The sequence below is a fragment of the Microbacterium sp. NPDC006705 genome, from assembly GCF_044903545.1.
Taxonomy (GTDB): domain Bacteria; phylum Actinomycetota; class Actinomycetes; order Actinomycetales; family Microbacteriaceae; genus Microbacterium; species Microbacterium plantarum.
The window spans coordinates 404,938-421,022 of the sequence record NZ_JBJDQQ010000002.1; the positions used below are offsets into that span (position 1 = coordinate 404,938).

A 16,085-nucleotide genomic window follows, 5' to 3' on the forward strand; every position below is an offset into this window, starting at 1 on the left:
ACCTCAGCGGGCGGTCGCGAGCCCGAAGCGCTCGGGCGTGTGAATTGACGCGGCGGTCATTCCGCAGCGCGCGGTGAGGTGATCGACGATGTCGACCGTGCCGAGGAACCCGCCCAGCAGGTGCACGCGCGTCGCCTTCGCGGCATCCGTGCACAGCATCTCGTCGGCCCACGCGGTGACCGCGCGAGAGAGCGCCTCGCCCGACCCGCAGCCCCGGCCCGAACCCGGAGCACCGGTTCGGCGTGAACGGTCGAGCCAGGTCACGACCATGCGGGCCGGCGCCGACACGGTGCCGATCCAGGCGGCGTCGGGCACCTCGATGAAGACCCGGCCGGTCGAGCACAGCGGCAGGGTGGCGAGGAGCGCCTCGAGCTCGGCGAGCGAGTGCTCGTCGGCCGTCACCAGGTGCTGCACCCGGACGTGCTTCGAGGCGCGGCAGGCGGCGGCGCTGTGGAGCTCGGTCATGATGACTCCACTATACCCGCGGTGTAGGCATGCCTTACCTACGTAGCCGAAACCGGACGGCCCCCCGAGGTCTCACATCAGGATGATGCGGCGCAGCTCGGCGAGCTCGTCGTCGGCGAGTCCATGCGACCGGAGGTAGTCGGCCGGGGAACCGAATCGCTCGCGCAGGTCGGCCAGGAGCCCGCGCATCACCGGCGCGGGCGACCGCGTGGCCAGGTCGACCAGCTGCGGGGCGTCGGGGTGGTGCGCGCGGAGATACGCGAGGATGGGCGCGTTGCGCTCGGCCGGCAGCAACGTCTCCGTGCGGGCGTAGTCGTCGACGACGGCATCCTCGTCCACTCCCGCTGCCGCGAGGATCATCGCGATCGTCACTCCGGTGCGGTCCTTGCCGATCGTGCAGTGCACGAGCACCGGCTGATCGGCGATGACCCCGCGGACGACCTCGAGCACGCGCGGAGCCGAGTCGTCGATGAGCGAGCGATACATCGACTCGAGCGACATGTCGGCGCGGAACAGCGAGGCGACCGACCCCAGGAACAGCGGCACCCGCTGGGTCTCGATGGAGAGATCTCCGAGCACCGTGGGCTCGGAGCGCACCTCGTCGTCGTCGCGCAGGTCGATGATGCGACGCAGCCCGAGCGCGCCGAGAGCGCGGCGCCCGGCGTCGTCGACGCGGAAGAGGTTGCCCGAACGGTAGAGCACGCCCGATCGTGTCGAGGTGTTTCCCGCCCGCAGGCCGCCGGTGTCGCGGAAGTTCAGGGCTCCCGGCACCGACAGCGATGCCGCGCCGCTCATCCGCCGGGACGCGGGAGCGGCGGCACGGGGTACCGGCCCGCGATCGTCAGGCGATTGAACGCGTTGATCGAGATGAAGAGCCAGCTCAGCGCGACGTACTCCGCCTCGGAGAAGACCCCGCCCACGCGGTCGTACAGCTCGTCCGAGACGCCCTCGTCGGCGATGTGCACATACGCCTCGGCGAGCTCGAGAGCCGTACGCTCGCGTTCGTCGAAGACCCCCGACTCGCGCCAGGTGGCGAGCTGGGCGATCTCGTCGGCCGTCACACCGGCAGCCACCGCCCGACCCACATGCACACGCACGCAGTAGGCGCAGCCGTTGAGCTGCGAGCTGTGGACGAGCGCGAGCTCTTTCAGACGCTCGTCGATGCCGGCATCCTGCGCGATGGTCCCGACCGTGCGGGCGAACGCGTCGAGCGCGTCGTAGGCCGGACGAGCCGCCTTGGCGAGATGGATGCGCCGCTCCGGATTCATGCGTCAACCCTATCCACCGCCCTCCCCCGTCGCGGGAGAATGGTCCCTCCCCGATGCGAAGGATCACCGTGCACGACGACACGTTCGACGAGTTCTCGTTCCTGCCCGTCCAGGCCGCTGAGGCCGGCGTTCCGACACCCGCGGCCGAGCGGCTGTTCACCTTCGCCCCTGACGGGCGACCGGTCAGCGCGCTCCGACTCGGCGACGGCGAGCCCGAGGTCACCCTTCTTCACGGGGCCGGCCTCAACGCCCATACGTGGGATCGCACCGTCCTCGCGCTCGGGCGGCCGGCGCTGGCGATCGACCTGCCGGGACACGGTGACTCCGCGTGGCGCGACGACGCCGACTACACGGGACGGACGCTCGCGGCCGACATCGCACCGGCGCTCGCGCAGTGGACGACGACTCCGCAGGTCGTGGTCGGGCAGTCGCTCGGCGGCCTCACGGCCGCGGCCCTCGCCGCAGCGCACCCCGAGCTGGTGCGTGCCCTCGTGATCGTCGACATCGCGCCCGGGCTCGACCCCGCCGGAGCGGCGTCGCAGATCCGGCGGTTCTTCGCCGGACCGACCAGCTGGGCCTCTCGCGCGGAGATGGTCGAGCGTGCACTGTCGTTCGGGCTCGGCGGAGACCGCACCGCGGCCGAGCGCGGCGTCTTCCTCAACTCGCGCGTGCGCGATGACGGCCGCGTGGAGTGGAAGCACCACTTCGCACGCATCGCCAACGGGCTCGCCGGCGACCCCGGCGCCGCGGCCGCGGCATCCGAGCGGCAGGATGCGCTGGCTCCGGCCCTCGCGGCATCGGGCTGGGATGACTTCGCCGCCGTGGCGGCGCCCATCACGCTCGTACGGGGCACACGGGGCTATCTGACCGACGCCGACGTCGATCGGTTCGGCGAGCGCCTTCCCGCAGCGCGCATCGTCACGGTGGAATCGGGCCACAACGTGCAGGAGGAGCTCCCGACCGAGCTCGCCCGCATCATCCGCGACGCCGCCACCGCCTGACTCCCCCGCATACTGCGGGCTTTGTGCCGTCAACAGGCGGAGCCGACGTCACGGGCACCCGGGCGCCGCAGGAGGGTTGTTCAGCCTGTCAACGGCCGCGGCGCCGCGGCGAAGCCGTGCTGCGGTGCCGCCGACAGGCTCAACGCGCGCGTGGCCCAGCTGCGTCGCGCGATTCAGCTGTTCATCCTGGCGACGGAACCCCCGCGAACAGCGGGCATCGCCGGGTTGGAGGGCGCGTCTGGTCGGCGGAGATCGGCCCGGTCTGCGCTACTGCGGCGAGCTCCACCGGCCAAGCCGTACCGCCGACAGGCTCAACCGGCCTGCGGCCGTCTCACCCGCCCCGCAGCCCGCGCTCAGCCTGCGCACGGCCCGCTCTCGATGAAATAGGGAGTCGCCGTGCGACGCTGGACGTCGGTGAATGCGTCTCGCGGTCGTGGCGGACCCTAGGCTGTATGCCGCACTGAGTTCGCGGACGCGCATCGGACAGCAACGATGCCACCGCCCTTGCGAAAGGAACCCTCCTCCACATGCTCCGCCGCACCACCGTGACCGCCGCCGCACTGCTGGCTGCAGGCACCCTCCTCCTCGCCGGCTGCACCGGGTCGACCGAGCCCGGGCCGTCCGCCACCATGGGCGCCCCTGACCCGGACGCCAGCGTCAACATCCGCCTGGTGCTCGAGCCCTCGAACCTCGACATCCGGCAGACCGCGGGCATCTCGCTCGATCAGACGCTCATCGACAACGTCTATCAGGGCCTCGTCGCCCGCACCGCGGAGGGCGAGATCGTCGACGCGCTCGCCAGCGCCCACGAGGTTTCCGCAGACGGCTTGACCTACACGTTCACGTTGCGTGAGGGAGTCACCTTCCACGACGGCCAACCCCTCACGCCTCAGGATGTCGTGTCGTCGCTGACCACCCGGCAGGCCACCGCCGAATGGGCGGACAGCGAACGACTCGCCAACGTCACGTCGGTCACCGCCGACGGGCAGAAGATCGTGCTGACGCTGTCGCAGCCCGACTCGTCGCTGCTGTGGAACCTCACGGGCCGCGCGGGCATCATCCTCAAAGAGGGCGACACCGTCGACTACAACACCGCCGCCAACGGCACCGGCCCGTTCCGCCTGGCCAACTGGCGCCAGGGCGCCAGCCTGACGCTCGAGCGGAACGAGGCGTACTGGGGGGATGCGGCTCAGGTAGCCGACGTCACGTTCGACTTCATCCCCGACAACCAAGCAGCCATCAACGCCGCTCTCGCCGGCGAGATCGACGTCGTCGTCGGCTTCGACGCGAACCTCGCCGATCAGGTCGAGGGCGGCGGCGACTTCGTCGTCGAGACCGGCAGCGCGACCGATAAGAGCGTGCTCGCGATGAACTCCACGTCGGGGCCCCTGGCTGATGTCCGGGTGCGCGAGGCGATCCGAACCGCCATCGACCACGACGCGATCGTCGAGGCCGTCGGTGCAGGGCAGACGCTCTACGGTCCGATCCCCGAGGCCGACCCCGGATACGAGGACCTCTCGGATGTCGTCTCCTACGACCCCGAGGCAGCCCGGGCGCTGCTGAGTGAGGCCGGCGTCAGCGATCTCGCGCTGACCCTGACCATCCCGTCGGCCTACGGCACGACGCTCCCGCAGATCCTGGTCTCCAACTTCAACGACGTCGGGATCGACCTCAAGGTCAACCCCGTCGACTTCGGCACCTGGCTCAGCGACGTGTACACCAATAAGGACTACGAGCTCAGCGTCGTCAACCACGCCGAGCCGCGCGACTTCGAGAACTGGGCGAATCCCGACTACTACTTCACCTACGACAACGCCGAGGTGCAGGATCTCTACGCGCAGTCGCTGCTCGCGACGGACGAGCAGTCCGCCGATGACCTCCTGAAGAAGGCCGCGCGGATCGTGTCCGAGGACCACGCCGCCGATTGGCTCTACAACTGGGCTTCAGTGGTCGCGGTCGCCACGAACGTCTCGGGTATGCCCGTCGACAACGTGAACGCGCGCATCAGCCTCGCCGAGATCGCCAAGAGCGACGGGTGATCCGTTACGCGCTGACGCGACTGGCCCTGCTGTTGCTGGGTCTGGTCGTCGCCAGCGTGCTGATCTTCGTGACGTTGCGGGTTCTGCCCGGCGATGTCGCGCAGCAGATCGCCGGAACCAACTCCACGCCGGAGCAGGTCGCGGCGCTGCGTGAACGCCTCGGTCTCGACGTGCCGTTGCCTACGCAGTACCTCGAGTGGGTGTCGGGGCTGCTGCGCGGCGACCTCGGCACGTCGCTGGTGACGGGCTCGCCGGTCGCGGCCGAACTCGCGGCCAAGGCCCAGGTCACCGTTCCCCTCGGGCTCATGTCGATGTTCGTCGCACTGATCATCGCGCTTCCCTTCGGCGTGATCGCGGCCATCCGTCGCGGCCGCGCCGACGGCACGGCGCTCTCGTTCGGCGCGCAGGCGATCGCCGCCGTACCCGTGGTCTGGGCGGGCATGATGCTGGTCGTCGTGTTCGCGATCTGGCTTGGCTGGCTGCCCGCGCAGGGCTTCCCGCGCGGCGGGTGGGGCGACCCGGCGCGGGCCTTCGCCGCACTGATCCTTCCCGCGGTCACCATCGGCGTCGTCGAGGGCGCGATGCTGATGCGGTTCGTCCGCAGCGCCACGCTCTCGGCGATGGGGCAGGATTTCGTCCGCACCGCAGCTGCCAAGGGACTCACGCGCCGTGCCGCGCTGCTTCGCCACGGCCTGCCGACGGTTGGCCTGTCGATCATCAGCGTCCTGGGCTTGCAGGTCGCGGGCATCGTCGTGGGAGCGGTCGTGATCGAGCAGCTGTTCACCCTGCCGGGTATCGGCCGGATGCTGGTCTCGGATGTCGGCCTGCGCGATCTGCCGAAGGTCCAGGGCGAGCTCCTCGCGCTCACGGCGGTCGTTCTCGTCGTCGGTTTCATCGTCGACCTCGTGCATCGCGGTCTGGATCCGAGACAGCGGGAGGCCTCATGAACGACCGGATGCCGTGGCTGCGGCGACTGTGGTCGCTTCCTGCCAGCCGTTTCGGGCTCATCGTGGTCGTCACCATCGGGGTCGTGGCCGCGGTCTCGCTCGTCTGGACCCCGTTCGACCCGCAGCGGGTGGACATCCCGGCGCGGTGGAGCCCGCCGAGCTGGCCGCATCTGCTCGGCACCGACGCGTCGGGTCGCGACATCCTCTCGCTGCTGATCGCGGGGGCGCGCACGACGGTCCTCGTCGCCGCAGGCGCGGGCGTCGTCGCCACGCTGATCGGTATCGCACTCGCCTGCCTCGGCGCGCTCACCCGCCGCTGGACCCGCGAGGTCGTCGCCGTGCTCGTCGACATCCTGATCGCTTTTCCCGTGCTGCTGATCGCGATGATGATCTCGGCGGTGTGGGGTGGCTCACTGTGGGTGGTCGTCATCTCCGTCGGCATCGGATTCGGCGTCAACATCGCGCGCGTCACCCGGCCGGAGCTGCGCCGCACGCTGCACAGCGATTTCGTGCTCGCGGCGCGCGCCAACGGCCTCACGCCGTCGCAGATCGCCCTGCGCCACCTGCTCCCGAACGTCGCGCCCGTCTTCATCGTGCAGCTGTCGTGGGGCATGGCGGTCGCGGTCCTCGCCGAGGCGGGCCTGAGCTACCTCGGTTTCGGCGCTCCCCCCACGCAGCCCTCGTGGGGGCTGCTGCTGAGCGAGCTGCAGACGTACCTGACGGCGCATCCGCTGAGCGTCGTGTGGCCGGGGCTCGCGATCACGATCACCGTGCTGGGACTCAACCTCCTCGGCGACGGTCTGCGCGAGGCGACCGACCCGACGCTCGCCCGGCGGCGCTCCCCCGCCGCATCGCATACTCCGGCGGTGGTCGCATGAGTCTCGAGGTCGAGGGCCTGTCGGTCGTGCTCGACGGGCGCCGCGTGGTCGACGACGTGTCGTTCGGCGTCGCCGACGGCGCGCGGGTCGGGCTCATCGGGGAATCGGGGTCGGGCAAGTCGCTGACCGCCCTGGCTGTGCTCGGGCTGCTTCCCGACGGCGCCGAGGTCGAGGGCAGCATCCGGTGGAACGGGCGGGAGCTGATCGGCCTGCCGGACCGCGAGCTGGCCGCTCTCCGCGGCGAGCAGATCGGCATCGTCTTCCAGGAGCCTCAGACCGCCCTGAACCCGCTGCGGACGGTGGGCCGGCAGGTCGCGGAGCCCCTGCGCATCCACGGCCGCGCCGGCCGGCGTGAGGCTCTCGCACGGGCTCAGGCCGATGCTGATCGGGTGAGGCTCCCCGAGGGCGCGCTGCGCCGCTACCCGCATCAGCTCTCGGGCGGCCAGCGCCAGCGGGTGGCGATCGCCATGGCCCTGGCCGCTCGGCCGCGCCTGCTCATCGCCGACGAGCCGACGACCGCGCTCGACGTGACGATCCAGGCCGAGATCCTGGCGCTCCTGGGAGAGCTGGTCGAGAACGACGGGATGTCGCTGCTGTTCATCACCCACGACCTCGCCGTGCTGTCTCAGGTCGCGTCGGAGGCGGTCGTGCTCGAGCATGGTCGCGTCGTCGAGGACGGCACGGTCGCCGACCTGCTCACCGCTCCGCAGTCGGAGGTCACCCGTGGCCTGCTCCGCGACGCGACGGCCACGGTCTGGCGGCCGGAGGGAGACGCATGACAGGCGAGGTGCTCATCTCGGCGCGCGGCCTGAGCAAGCGCTATCGGGTGCGCGCCGGCGGTGCGGGTGCGCCACGACGCGAGACCGTCGCGCTCGACGACGTGGACGTCGATGTCCGCTCGGGCTCGGCGCTGGGGATCATCGGCGAATCGGGGTCGGGCAAGTCGACCCTCGTGCGGCTCCTCCTGGGCCTCGACACGCCCTCGACGGGAACGGTGACGATCGACGGGCGTCCCGTGGACGCCCGCGCGTCGGCTCGCAGCCTGCACTGGCTCCGCCGACGCACCGGCATCGTCTTCCAGGACCCGTACGCCTCGCTCGATCCCCGCATGAGCGTCGGCCGCATCATCGCTGAGCCCCTGTGGGCGCTCGACATTCCCGGCGACCGCCGCGCGCGCGTCCACGAGGTGCTGTCGGACGTCGGATTGGATGCCGACGCGGCGGAGCGCTACCCGCACGAGTTCTCGGGGGGTCAGCGCCAACGCATCGCGCTCGCCCGCGCGATCGCGCACCGCCCGGCGATCCTCGTCGGCGACGAGCCGCTGTCGGCGCTCGATGTGACGGTGCGGGCGCAGATCCTCGAGGTCTTGCGCCGTCTGCGTGCGGAACAGGGGATGACGCTGCTGCTGGTCTCGCATGACATCGGCGTGGTCCAGAACCTCTGCGACGAGGTCATCGTGATGACCGAGGGGCGCATCGTCGAGGAGGGCCCCACCGAGAAGGTGCTGCTCCAGCCGCAGGCGGCCTACACGCGTCGCCTCCTCGCCTCGGTGCCCGTGATCGACCCGCATCGCACGCAGGAGTAGACGTCCCCTTCCGCACTCGATGTCGGTGACCGCCGCTACCGTAAGGCCATGCGCGCGATCATCCCCCCGTACCTCCTCGCCCGCGTCGCCTCCGCTCGCGAGCCCCACCTCGCGCGGGCCGCGGTCGCCGCGCGGACCACCCTCGCCGCGCGTCCGTCCGATCTGGCCGGACGTTCGCAGCTGCGTCTCTCCGTCGAGCCGGGCGGCACTCTCGTCGCCGAGCGCATCGCCGCAGCCGACCGGGCCGTATCCGACGCGCAGGGCCGCGAAGAGCTTCCGGGCGTCCTCGTCCGCCGCGAAGACGACCCGCCCACCGGCGATCGCGCGGTCGACGAGGCCTTCGACGGGCTCGGCGCGACGTTCTCGTTCTTCCGCGACGCCTACGGCCGCGATTCGCTCGACGGGCGAGGCGGTGTGCTCGCGGCCACCGTCCACTACGGCGAGGCGTACGACAACGCGTTCTGGAACGGCGAGCGCATGGTCTTCGGCGACGGCGACGGCGAGGTGTTCACCGGGTTCACCGGGTCGCTGACCGTCATCGCCCACGAGCTGGCCCACGGCATCACCGAGTCCTCGGGAGGCCTGACGTACGCGGGTCAGTCCGGCGCTCTCAACGAGTCGCTGTCCGATGTGTTCGGCGCGCTCACCGAGCAGCACCGACTCGGCCAGAGCGCCGAGCAGGCGTCGTGGCTCATCGGCGCGGGCATATTCACGGATGCCGTCCAGGGGCGCGCCCTCCGGTCGCTGGCCGAACCCGGGTCGGCCTACGACGACGATGTTCTCGGACGCGACCCGCAGCCCGGGCACATGCGCGACTACGTCGTGACGACCAGCGACAACGGCGGGGTTCACATCAACTCGGGCATTCCCAACAGAGCGTTCCACCTCGTCGCAGCGCGGCTGGGCGGCTACGCCTGGGAACGCGCGGGACTCATCTGGTATCGCACACTCGCCTCGGGAGCGCTCTCCCCCGATTCCGACTTCGCTGCCTTCGCCGCCGCCACCATCGCCCAGGCCGTCGACGAGTACGGTGAGGAGACGGAGGAGGTCGCCGCCGTGCGTGCCGGATGGCAGGGCGTCGGCGTGCTGGAGGATGCCTGACACCCGTGACGACGGTTCCGCGGCGCAGCTGCGGATCGTCGTGGAGCGCACCGGCGGTTTCGCCGGCCTGACCCGGACGTGGCGCGTCGAGCCGACGCCGGCTGACCGCGACGGGTGGCGCGAGCTGATAGGGCGGTGCCCCTGGCAGGAGATCGACGCGTCGGCACCGGCAGGCAAGACCGGATCGGGCGGGGCCGACCGCTTCCATTGGCGGATCGCCGTCACCGACAGCGAGACGACGCGTCAGGCCGAGTTGAACGACGACCTCGACGAACCGTGGCGATCGCTCGTCGAGGCGGTGCGAACCGGTCACCCGGCCGAACCCGACCCGAATGCCGACGACGCGGGGTGAGGCCTCAGCCGGACTTCTGAGTGAAAAGCCCGCGCAGCCCCTTCTTCGGCTGCTCCAGCGACTTCTGCAGGTAGATCGTGCCCAGCCACCGGCCGAACTTGTGACCCACGCGCCCCATCCGGCCGACCTCGACGAACCCGAAACGCTCGTGCAGGGCGATCGACGCCTCGGCGCCCTTGTCGCTCACGACCGCGACGATCTCGCGCAGTCCCAGCTGCTGGCATGCGTCGATGAGTGCCTCGAGCAGCGCACGCCCGAGGCCCTTCCCGGTGGCCGCCTGACCGAGGTAGATGGACGTTTCGGCGGTGTAGCGGAATCCGGTCTTGCCGTTCCACGGCGACGCGAGTGCGTATCCCAGGATCTGCCCCGTCGGCGACACCGCGACGAGGAACGGCAGCTTGAGCTTCGTCAGATAGTCGTACTTCTCGCGCCACTGCGCGAGCGACCACTTCTTCTCGTCGAAGGTCACGACGGAGTTGGTCACGTAGTAGTTGTAGATCTCGCGGATGTCGGGGAGGTCATCCGGGCGCGCCGGCCGGATCTCGTACGAGAAGGGCCGTTCGGCTTCGGCCGGACGGCGCAGGTGCCGCGGCAGGCGTCGGCGGTCGCGGTTGGAGTCCTCCTCGAGCATGCAGCAACTCTACGGCGCAGACGTTTCGCGCCGATGACGACGGCGGTTCAGGCCTCCGGAATGCGCCAGTCGATAGGCTCGCCACCCCGCGCGACGAGCAGTTCGTTCACGCGCGAGAAGGGGCGCGACCCGAAGAAGCCACGGTTCGCCGAGAGCGGTGAGGGATGCGGCGACGCCACGATCGCCGCGTCGCCGAGCAGCGGCCGCAGGGTCGCGGCATCCTTCCCCCAGAGAACCGCCACGAGGGGGCGCTCCCGCGCTACCAGCGCGCGGATGGCGTGCTCCGTCACGCGTTCCCAGCCCCACCCCCGGTGGGATGCCGGTGCCCCGGGGGCGACCGTCAGCACTCGGTTCAGCAGCAGCACGCCCTGATCACTCCAGGCGGAGAGGTCGCCGTGCGGCGCGGGGGCGATGCCGAGGTCCGATTCGAGCTCCCGATAGATGTTCCCGAGGCTCCGGGGCAATGGCCGCACGTGGGCGTCGACCGCGAAGGAGAGTCCGATCGGATGCCCCGGGGTCGGGTAGGGATCCTGACCGACGATCAGGACGCGGACGTCGGCCATCGGCCGTTGGAAGGCGCGCAGCACCCGGTCGCCCGCCGGCAGGTACCCGCGACCGGCGGCGGTCTCGGCGCGCAGCCGGTCACCCAGCGACGCGATGTCACCGGCGACGGGTTGCAGCGCCTCGGCCCAATCGGGGGCCATCAGACCGGCGGCGGCGAGCTCGGGCAGGGAATGGGGCGTCACCCTCTCAGGGTAGGCCGGTCGTGCCGGTATGCTCGCCCCGTGTCGACGACGCTGCGCACCTCCGCTCTGGGCGTCACCGCGGGTCTGATCGGGTGGTTCATCCTGGTCGAGATCGTCAGCGGCATCCTGCAGGGCTATTACGTTCCGCTCTTCAGCGACATCGTCGCCGAGCTCGGGATCCACGACTCGGACGTGAACTGGTTCGAGGCCGCGCAACTGCTGCTGTCGGCGCTCGTCGTACCGGTGCTGGCCAAGCTCGGCGACATGTACGGGCACAAGCGGATCCTGCTGGTCGCAGCTGTCCTGACCGCCGCGGCGACCTGGTGGCTCGCGTTTGCGGCATCCTTCTGGACCTTCCTCATCGCCTGGGCGCTGCAGGGCTTCTACGTCGTCTGGCTCCCCCTCGAGATCGCGCTCATCTTCGAACGGGGCAGGCGGCAGAGCCGGGGCGTCTCGCTCACCCGGCGCGCGGCGGGGCTCCTGGTCGTCGGGCTTCAGGCCGGCGCGATCATGGGCGCATTGGCCGCGGGCCGGATCTACGCCGCCACAGCCGGCGACATGACGTTGACGCTGATCGTGCCGGCGGTGGCGGTGACCCTCGTCGCGATCGTCATCTGGCTCTGGGTGCCCGAGTCGAAGCCGGAGCCGGGCCGGCGGCAGCTGGACTCACGTGGCTTCGTGCTCCTCGCGGTCTCGTTGCTGTTCGTCACCAGCGCCCTGACGTTCCTCCGCTTGAACGGCCCCGCGGCCTTCTGGGTGTGGGCGCTGCTCCTCGCGGGAATCGTAGGTTTCGTCGTCTTCGGACGGTTCGAACTGCGCCAGCCCGACCCCGCGGTCGATATTCGGATGCTCGCCCGCCCGGAGATGTGGCCGGTGCAGGCCACCGCGTTCCTCGTCGGCATCAGTCTGCTCGGAGCCCAGGGCCCGTTGTCGACCTATGCGGGCACGGACCCTGCGCTCGGTTACGGTCTCGGGCTCGACGCCACCGACCGGTCGAACATCATCGGGGTCTACCTCGTGTCGCTCATCGTCGGCGCCGTGCTGTTCGCCGTCACGTCTCGCCGCGCGAGCCCCCGGGTCGTCCTCATCGGCGCGGCGCTGCTCGTCGGCATCGGGTACGCGCTCTTCCTGCCGTTCCACCAGGAACTCTGGCAGGTTCTGCTCAACCTCTGCATCGCGGGCCTGGGCTGTGGCGCGCTCGTCGGCGCGATGCCGGCTGCGGCGGCAGCGGCCGCCCCGCGCGGGCAGACCGGTGTGGCGTCGGCCATGACCAACACGACCAAGACCATCGGCGGAACGTTCTCGTCGGCGATCTTCGGTGTCGTGCTGGCTGCCGGCGCGGGTGTCGTCGCGAGCGAGACCGCCGCCTCCCTCGGCGGTTACCTCACGGTGTGGGCCATCTGCGCCGCCGGCGGCTTCGTCGCAGCGGTCCTGCTGTTCGTCGTGCCGCGCGTGGCGTTCGCCGACGCCGAGGATGCCGCTCCGCAGCCCGCGGGCGGCACGGACGGGACCATCGCCCAGCCCCGCGGCTGAGGAGGCTGATCGCCCGGCGGTCAGGCTCCGGTCGATCGCGGACGCAGCGGACCGCGCGCCAGCAGGTGCTGCGCGGACTGCGCGACGGGACGCATCGTCACGAGGTCGAGGTTGACGTGCCCCGGCGCGTTCAGCGCGTACGCGACGACATCCGCCACGTCTTCGGCGACGAGAGGCTGCTCGACGCCCTCGTACAGGCGGTCCGCCGCTTCCTGGTCGCCGCCGAGACGGTTCAGCGTGAACTCCTCGGTGCGCACCATGCCCGGCGCGATCTCGACCACGCGGATGGGCTCGCCGTTCAGCTCCAGCCGCAGCGCGTGGACGAGCATCGACTCCCCCGCCTTCGCCGCGTTGTAGCCGGCGCCTCCCGGGTAGGCCGTCTGAGCGGCGGTCGAGGTGACGTAGACGGTGTCGGCATGGCCGGAGCCCGCCGCGACGGCGCGTCGCAGCAGCGGGAGGAGAGCCGCGGTCAGCCGCTGCGCCGACAGGACGTTCGCCTCGAACATCCACTGCCAATCCTCGGCCGCGCCGTCTTCGACGCGGTCGGTGCCGCGAGCACCGCCGGCGACGTGGACCAGGGCGTGGACATCGCCGGAGGCGGCGAGGTGCTCGGTGAGGGCGGCGACATCCCCCTCGCGGGTCAGATCCGCGGCGAATGAGGCGGAGCCGACCTCGACGTCGAGCGCCTCGAGGCGCTCCGCCCGCCGGGCGACGCCGACGACCTCCCACCCCGACGCCCGCAGCGCGCGGACGACCGCCTCGCCGATTCCCGAACTCGCACCGGTGACCACTGCACGTCGCGTCATGCTCCCACCGTAGCCGTCAGGTTACGCAGCGTGTCCCGCGCGTTGTCGGGCATACGCGGTTTCCGTACGCTCGACCCAGGCCGGCGACCGTCGCCGCTTTCCGACCCGATGGAGCCACGCATGTCCGCATCCGAGAACTGGCGCTTCGAGACGAAGCAGATCCACACCGGAGCCGCACCGGACCCGGTCACCAAGGCACGGGCGACGCCGATCTACCAGACGACCTCGTACGTGTTCGACAACTCCGACCACGCCGCGAACCTGTTCTCGCTCGCGGAGTTCGGCAACATCTACACGCGCATCCAGAACCCCACGCAGGATGTCGTCGAGCAGCGCCTCGCCGCACTCGAGGGTGGCACCGGCGCTCTCCTCGTCGCGTCGGGTCAGGCCGCCGAGACGTTCGCGATCCTCAACATCGCCGAAGCCGGAGACCACTTCGTCGCCTCGAGCTCGATCTACGGCGGCACCTACAACCTGTTCAAGTACACGCTCGCCAAGCTCGGCATCGAGGTCACGTTCGTCGAGAACCAGGACGACCTCGAGGAGTGGCGCCGCGCGGTGCGCCCCAACACCAAGCTGTTCTTCGCCGAGACGATCGGCAACCCGCAGATCAACGTCCTCGACATCCGCGGTGTCTCCGACGTCGCCCACGAGGCCGGCGTGCCGCTGATCGTCGACAACACGATCGCCACGCCCTACCTCATCCGTCCCTTCGAGCACGGCGCCGACATCGTCGTGCACTCCGCCACCAAGTTCCTCGGCGGCCACGGCACGGTCATCGGCGGCGTCATCGTCGACGGCGGCAGCTTCCCCTGGACGGAGCACTCCGAGCGCTTCCCGGGGCTCACGACGCCCGACCCCTCGTACCACGGCGCCGTCTACACGCAGGCTGTCGGCGACGGCCTCGCCTACGTCATCAAGGCGCGCGTCCAGCTGCTGCGCGACCTCGGCGCGGCGATCTCACCCCAGAGCGCATGGCTGCTCATCCAGGGCATCGAGACGCTCTCCCTGCGCATCGAGCGCCACGTGCAGAACGCACAGGAGATCGCCGAGTGGCTCGAGAACCATGAGGACATCGCCTCGGTCAACTACTCGGGCCTGCCGACCTCGCCCTGGTACGCCGCGGCCAACCGCTACGCGCCGAAGGGCGTCGGGGCGGTGCTGTCGTTCGAGCTGAAGGGCGGCGTCGCCGCCGGCCGCGCGTTCGTGGACTCGCTGCAGCTGTTCAGCCACCTCGCGAACATCGGTGACGTGCGGTCGCTCGTCATCCACCCCGCGTCGACGACGCACTCGCAGCTGACCCCGGAGCAGCAGCTCACGACGGGCGTCACCCCCGGCCTCGTCCGCCTGTCCGTGGGGCTGGAGAACATCGACGACCTCAAAGCCGACCTCGAGCAGGCCCTCGCCGCCGCGCGCAACGTCGCCGAAGCGGCGCGCGCCTGATCGTTCCTCCTCAGAACGACCGGATGCCCCGGACCACCGCGAGCGGTGGGGCCGGGGCATCCGTCGTTCGCGGCGCCGTCAGTCGGCGTCGGTGGCCGTCGTGATCTGCTCGCCCTGAACCTGCTCGCGGTCGTTCTTCGCCTTGTCCCCGCGCGTCTTGGCGAGGCTCGCGACGGTGGCGACCGCGACGGTAGCGGCGATGAACAGCAGCGAGAACCAGATCGGGATCTCGGGAACCCACAACAGCGGCTCACCGCCGTTGATGAAGGGCAGCTCGTTGACGTGGAGCGCGTGGAACACGAGCTTCACGCCGATGAAGGCGAGGATGACCGCCAGGCCCTGCGCGAGGTAGACCAGACGCTCCAGCAGACCGCCGATGAGGAAGAACAGCTGGCGCAGGCCCATCAGGGCGAAGGCGTTCGCCGTGAAGACGATGTAGGCCTCGTTGGTCAGACCGTAGATCGCTGGGATCGAGTCGACCGCGAAGACGAGGTCGATGAAGCCGATCGCGATGATGACGAGGAGCATCGGCGTGACGAAGCGCTTGCCGTCCTTCTGCACCGTCAGCTTGTCGCTGTTGTACTCGTCGGTCACGGGAAGGTGGCGGCGGACGAACGTCATGAACTTGCCGTTGGCCGGGTCGGAGTCACCGTGCGAGAAGGCCTGACGGTAGGCGAGGAAGAGCAGCAGCGCACCGAAGATGTAGAAGATCCATGAGAAGTTGTCGATGAGCGCCGCGCCGATGGCGATGAACGCACCGCGCATGATGAGCGCGATCACGATGCCGATCATCAGCACCTTCTGCTGGTACTTCTTCGGCACCGCGAAGCCGGTCATGATGATCAGGAAGACGAAGAGGTTGTCGATCGACAGGGCCTTCTCGGTCAGGTAACCGGCGAAGTACTCGCCCGCGAACACCCAGCCCCAGCCCGGCACGAAGCCGATGACCACGCCGAAGATGAGCGCGAGGCCGATGTAGAACGCCGACCAGCGCGCCGATTCGGCGATCGTCGGCTCGTGCGGCGTGCGCACGTGCGCGAAGAACTCGTACACGAAGAAGGCGATGGTCACCGCGATGGTGATGATCCACACGAGCGGAGTGATGTCCACGAAGGCTCCAAGGGGTCGACAGTAGCGAACGGCCAGGTCTCCTTCATCCCCGGAGGGACCGGCGTCCCGGAATCCGACGTCGGATCCGTAATGACGAGAGCGCCGCAGGCGGAAGTACTCCCCTTGCTTCGCGGTATCTTACGCGACGATCGTGACGCTCAGCGCATCTACCCTGAAGCG

The 16,085-nt window shown here is 70.1% G+C and carries 17 protein-coding genes; 10 read left to right on the forward strand and 7 right to left on the reverse strand.

Annotated elements, in window-relative coordinates; genetic code table 11:
- Positions 1-3: 3 nt before the first annotated feature.
- The 3 genes from ACI2K6_RS12530 to ACI2K6_RS12540 form a co-directional block, all read right to left on the reverse strand.
- The gene (locus ACI2K6_RS12530; protein ID WP_354450097.1) at positions 4-465 is read right to left on the reverse strand and encodes an SIP domain-containing protein; all 462 of its coding nucleotides are present in this window, start codon (positions 463-465) and stop codon (positions 4-6) included.
- A gap of 72 nt (positions 466-537) precedes the next feature.
- Positions 538-1,260, reverse strand: a complete 723-nt coding sequence (locus tag ACI2K6_RS12535) for a tyrosine-protein phosphatase (protein ID WP_274178829.1) — start codon at positions 1,258-1,260, stop codon at positions 538-540.
- Positions 1,257-1,733, reverse strand: a complete 477-nt coding sequence (locus ACI2K6_RS12540; RefSeq protein WP_274178830.1) for a carboxymuconolactone decarboxylase family protein — start codon at positions 1,731-1,733, stop codon at positions 1,257-1,259. The genes ACI2K6_RS12535 and ACI2K6_RS12540 overlap by 4 nt, the downstream gene beginning before the upstream one ends.
- Positions 1,734-1,786: 53 nt before the next feature.
- Here ACI2K6_RS12540 and ACI2K6_RS12545 point away from each other — a divergent pair, with 53 nt between their 5' ends.
- From ACI2K6_RS12545 to ACI2K6_RS12580, 8 genes are all read left to right on the forward strand, one after another.
- Positions 1,787-2,734 (forward strand): alpha/beta fold hydrolase, encoded by a 948-nt coding sequence (locus ACI2K6_RS12545; RefSeq protein WP_404568747.1) that lies wholly within the window; start codon positions 1,787-1,789, stop codon positions 2,732-2,734.
- Between the two features lie 527 nt (positions 2,735-3,261).
- Complete coding sequence (locus tag ACI2K6_RS12550; RefSeq protein ID WP_354450094.1) at positions 3,262-4,773, forward strand: ABC transporter substrate-binding protein; 1,512 nt, start codon at positions 3,262-3,264, stop codon at positions 4,771-4,773.
- Positions 4,770-5,720 (forward strand): ABC transporter permease, encoded by a 951-nt coding sequence (locus ACI2K6_RS12555; protein ID WP_274178833.1) that lies wholly within the window; start codon positions 4,770-4,772, stop codon positions 5,718-5,720. Before ACI2K6_RS12550 ends, ACI2K6_RS12555 begins: the two co-directional genes overlap by 4 nt.
- Positions 5,717-6,598 carry an ABC transporter permease gene (locus tag ACI2K6_RS12560; RefSeq protein ID WP_354450092.1) on the forward strand — a complete coding sequence of 294 codons (882 nt, stop codon included), beginning with the start codon at positions 5,717-5,719 and terminating at the stop codon, positions 6,596-6,598. Before ACI2K6_RS12555 ends, ACI2K6_RS12560 begins: the two co-directional genes overlap by 4 nt.
- Entirely contained in the window at positions 6,595-7,377 is a 783-nt protein-coding gene (locus tag ACI2K6_RS12565) for an ABC transporter ATP-binding protein (protein WP_274178835.1), read from the forward strand. The genes ACI2K6_RS12560 and ACI2K6_RS12565 overlap by 4 nt, the downstream gene beginning before the upstream one ends.
- Entirely contained in the window at positions 7,374-8,183 is an 810-nt protein-coding gene (locus ACI2K6_RS12570; protein ID WP_404568748.1) for an ABC transporter ATP-binding protein, read from the forward strand. The genes ACI2K6_RS12565 and ACI2K6_RS12570 overlap by 4 nt, the downstream gene beginning before the upstream one ends.
- Before the next feature lie 48 nt (positions 8,184-8,231).
- The gene (locus ACI2K6_RS12575) at positions 8,232-9,284 is read left to right on the forward strand and encodes a M4 family metallopeptidase (RefSeq protein WP_354450089.1); all 1,053 of its coding nucleotides are present in this window, start codon (positions 8,232-8,234) and stop codon (positions 9,282-9,284) included.
- Positions 9,277-9,636, forward strand: coding sequence for a protealysin inhibitor emfourin (locus ACI2K6_RS12580; protein WP_404568749.1), 360 nt, complete (start codon positions 9,277-9,279; stop codon positions 9,634-9,636). Before ACI2K6_RS12575 ends, ACI2K6_RS12580 begins: the two co-directional genes overlap by 8 nt.
- Positions 9,637-9,640: 4 nt before the next feature.
- On the opposite strand, the gene ACI2K6_RS12585 is transcribed toward ACI2K6_RS12580, so the two are convergent.
- Both ACI2K6_RS12585 and ACI2K6_RS12590 read right to left on the reverse strand, forming a co-directional pair.
- Positions 9,641-10,267: a GNAT family N-acetyltransferase gene (locus tag ACI2K6_RS12585; RefSeq protein WP_274178837.1), complete on the reverse strand. Its 627-nt coding sequence runs from the start codon at positions 10,265-10,267 to the stop codon at positions 9,641-9,643.
- A 47-nt stretch (positions 10,268-10,314) separates the two neighbouring features.
- Positions 10,315-10,971, reverse strand: a complete 657-nt coding sequence (locus ACI2K6_RS12590) for a uracil-DNA glycosylase (RefSeq protein WP_404568858.1) — start codon at positions 10,969-10,971, stop codon at positions 10,315-10,317.
- Between the two features lie 93 nt (positions 10,972-11,064).
- Between ACI2K6_RS12590 and ACI2K6_RS12595 the strand changes: the two genes are divergently transcribed.
- Positions 11,065-12,546: an MFS transporter gene (locus ACI2K6_RS12595; protein ID WP_404568859.1), complete on the forward strand. Its 1,482-nt coding sequence runs from the start codon at positions 11,065-11,067 to the stop codon at positions 12,544-12,546.
- Positions 12,547-12,566: 20 nt separating this feature from the next.
- Here the strand turns inward: ACI2K6_RS12595 and ACI2K6_RS12600 are convergent, their stop codons facing one another.
- Positions 12,567-13,352 (reverse strand): SDR family oxidoreductase, encoded by a 786-nt coding sequence (locus ACI2K6_RS12600; RefSeq protein WP_404568750.1) that lies wholly within the window; start codon positions 13,350-13,352, stop codon positions 12,567-12,569.
- Positions 13,353-13,472: 120 nt separating this feature from the next.
- On the opposite strand from ACI2K6_RS12600, the gene ACI2K6_RS12605 reads away from it, so the two are divergent.
- Complete coding sequence (locus ACI2K6_RS12605; RefSeq protein ID WP_323986304.1) at positions 13,473-14,795, forward strand: bifunctional o-acetylhomoserine/o-acetylserine sulfhydrylase; 1,323 nt, start codon at positions 13,473-13,475, stop codon at positions 14,793-14,795.
- Between the two features lie 78 nt (positions 14,796-14,873).
- Here ACI2K6_RS12605 and ACI2K6_RS12610 read toward each other — a convergent pair whose 3' ends face one another.
- A complete protein-coding gene (locus ACI2K6_RS12610; protein WP_112617318.1) occupies positions 14,874-15,905 on the reverse strand; it encodes a TerC family protein in 1,032 nt (343 codons plus the stop codon).
- Positions 15,906-16,085 lie beyond the last annotated feature (180 nt).

What these genes read in the sequence shown, in the direction of transcription:
- ACI2K6_RS12530 (WP_354450097.1), bottom strand. Translation starts at nt 465, where the DNA reads ATGACCGAGCTCCACAGCGCCGCCGCCTGCCGCGCCTCGAAGCACGTC.
- ACI2K6_RS12535 (WP_274178829.1), bottom strand. Translation starts at nt 1,260, where the DNA reads ATGAGCGGCGCGGCATCGCTGTCGGTGCCGGGAGCCCTGAACTTCCGC.
- ACI2K6_RS12540 (WP_274178830.1), bottom strand. Translation starts at nt 1,733, where the DNA reads ATGAATCCGGAGCGGCGCATCCATCTCGCCAAGGCGGCTCGTCCGGCC.
- ACI2K6_RS12545 (WP_404568747.1), top strand. Translation starts at nt 1,787, where the DNA reads ATGCGAAGGATCACCGTGCACGACGACACGTTCGACGAGTTCTCGTTC.
- ACI2K6_RS12550 (WP_354450094.1), top strand. Translation starts at nt 3,262, where the DNA reads ATGCTCCGCCGCACCACCGTGACCGCCGCCGCACTGCTGGCTGCAGGC.
- ACI2K6_RS12560 (WP_354450092.1), top strand. Translation starts at nt 5,717, where the DNA reads ATGAACGACCGGATGCCGTGGCTGCGGCGACTGTGGTCGCTTCCTGCC.
- ACI2K6_RS12565 (WP_274178835.1), top strand. Translation starts at nt 6,595, where the DNA reads ATGAGTCTCGAGGTCGAGGGCCTGTCGGTCGTGCTCGACGGGCGCCGC.
- ACI2K6_RS12570 (WP_404568748.1), top strand. Translation starts at nt 7,374, where the DNA reads ATGACAGGCGAGGTGCTCATCTCGGCGCGCGGCCTGAGCAAGCGCTAT.
- ACI2K6_RS12575 (WP_354450089.1), top strand. Translation starts at nt 8,232, where the DNA reads ATGCGCGCGATCATCCCCCCGTACCTCCTCGCCCGCGTCGCCTCCGCT.
- ACI2K6_RS12580 (WP_404568749.1), top strand. Translation starts at nt 9,277, where the DNA reads ATGCCTGACACCCGTGACGACGGTTCCGCGGCGCAGCTGCGGATCGTC.
- ACI2K6_RS12585 (WP_274178837.1), bottom strand. Translation starts at nt 10,267, where the DNA reads ATGCTCGAGGAGGACTCCAACCGCGACCGCCGACGCCTGCCGCGGCAC.
- ACI2K6_RS12590 (WP_404568858.1), bottom strand. Translation starts at nt 10,971, where the DNA reads ATGGCCCCCGATTGGGCCGAGGCGCTGCAACCCGTCGCCGGTGACATC.
- ACI2K6_RS12600 (WP_404568750.1), bottom strand. Translation starts at nt 13,352, where the DNA reads ATGACGCGACGTGCAGTGGTCACCGGTGCGAGTTCGGGAATCGGCGAG.
- ACI2K6_RS12605 (WP_323986304.1), top strand. Translation starts at nt 13,473, where the DNA reads ATGTCCGCATCCGAGAACTGGCGCTTCGAGACGAAGCAGATCCACACC.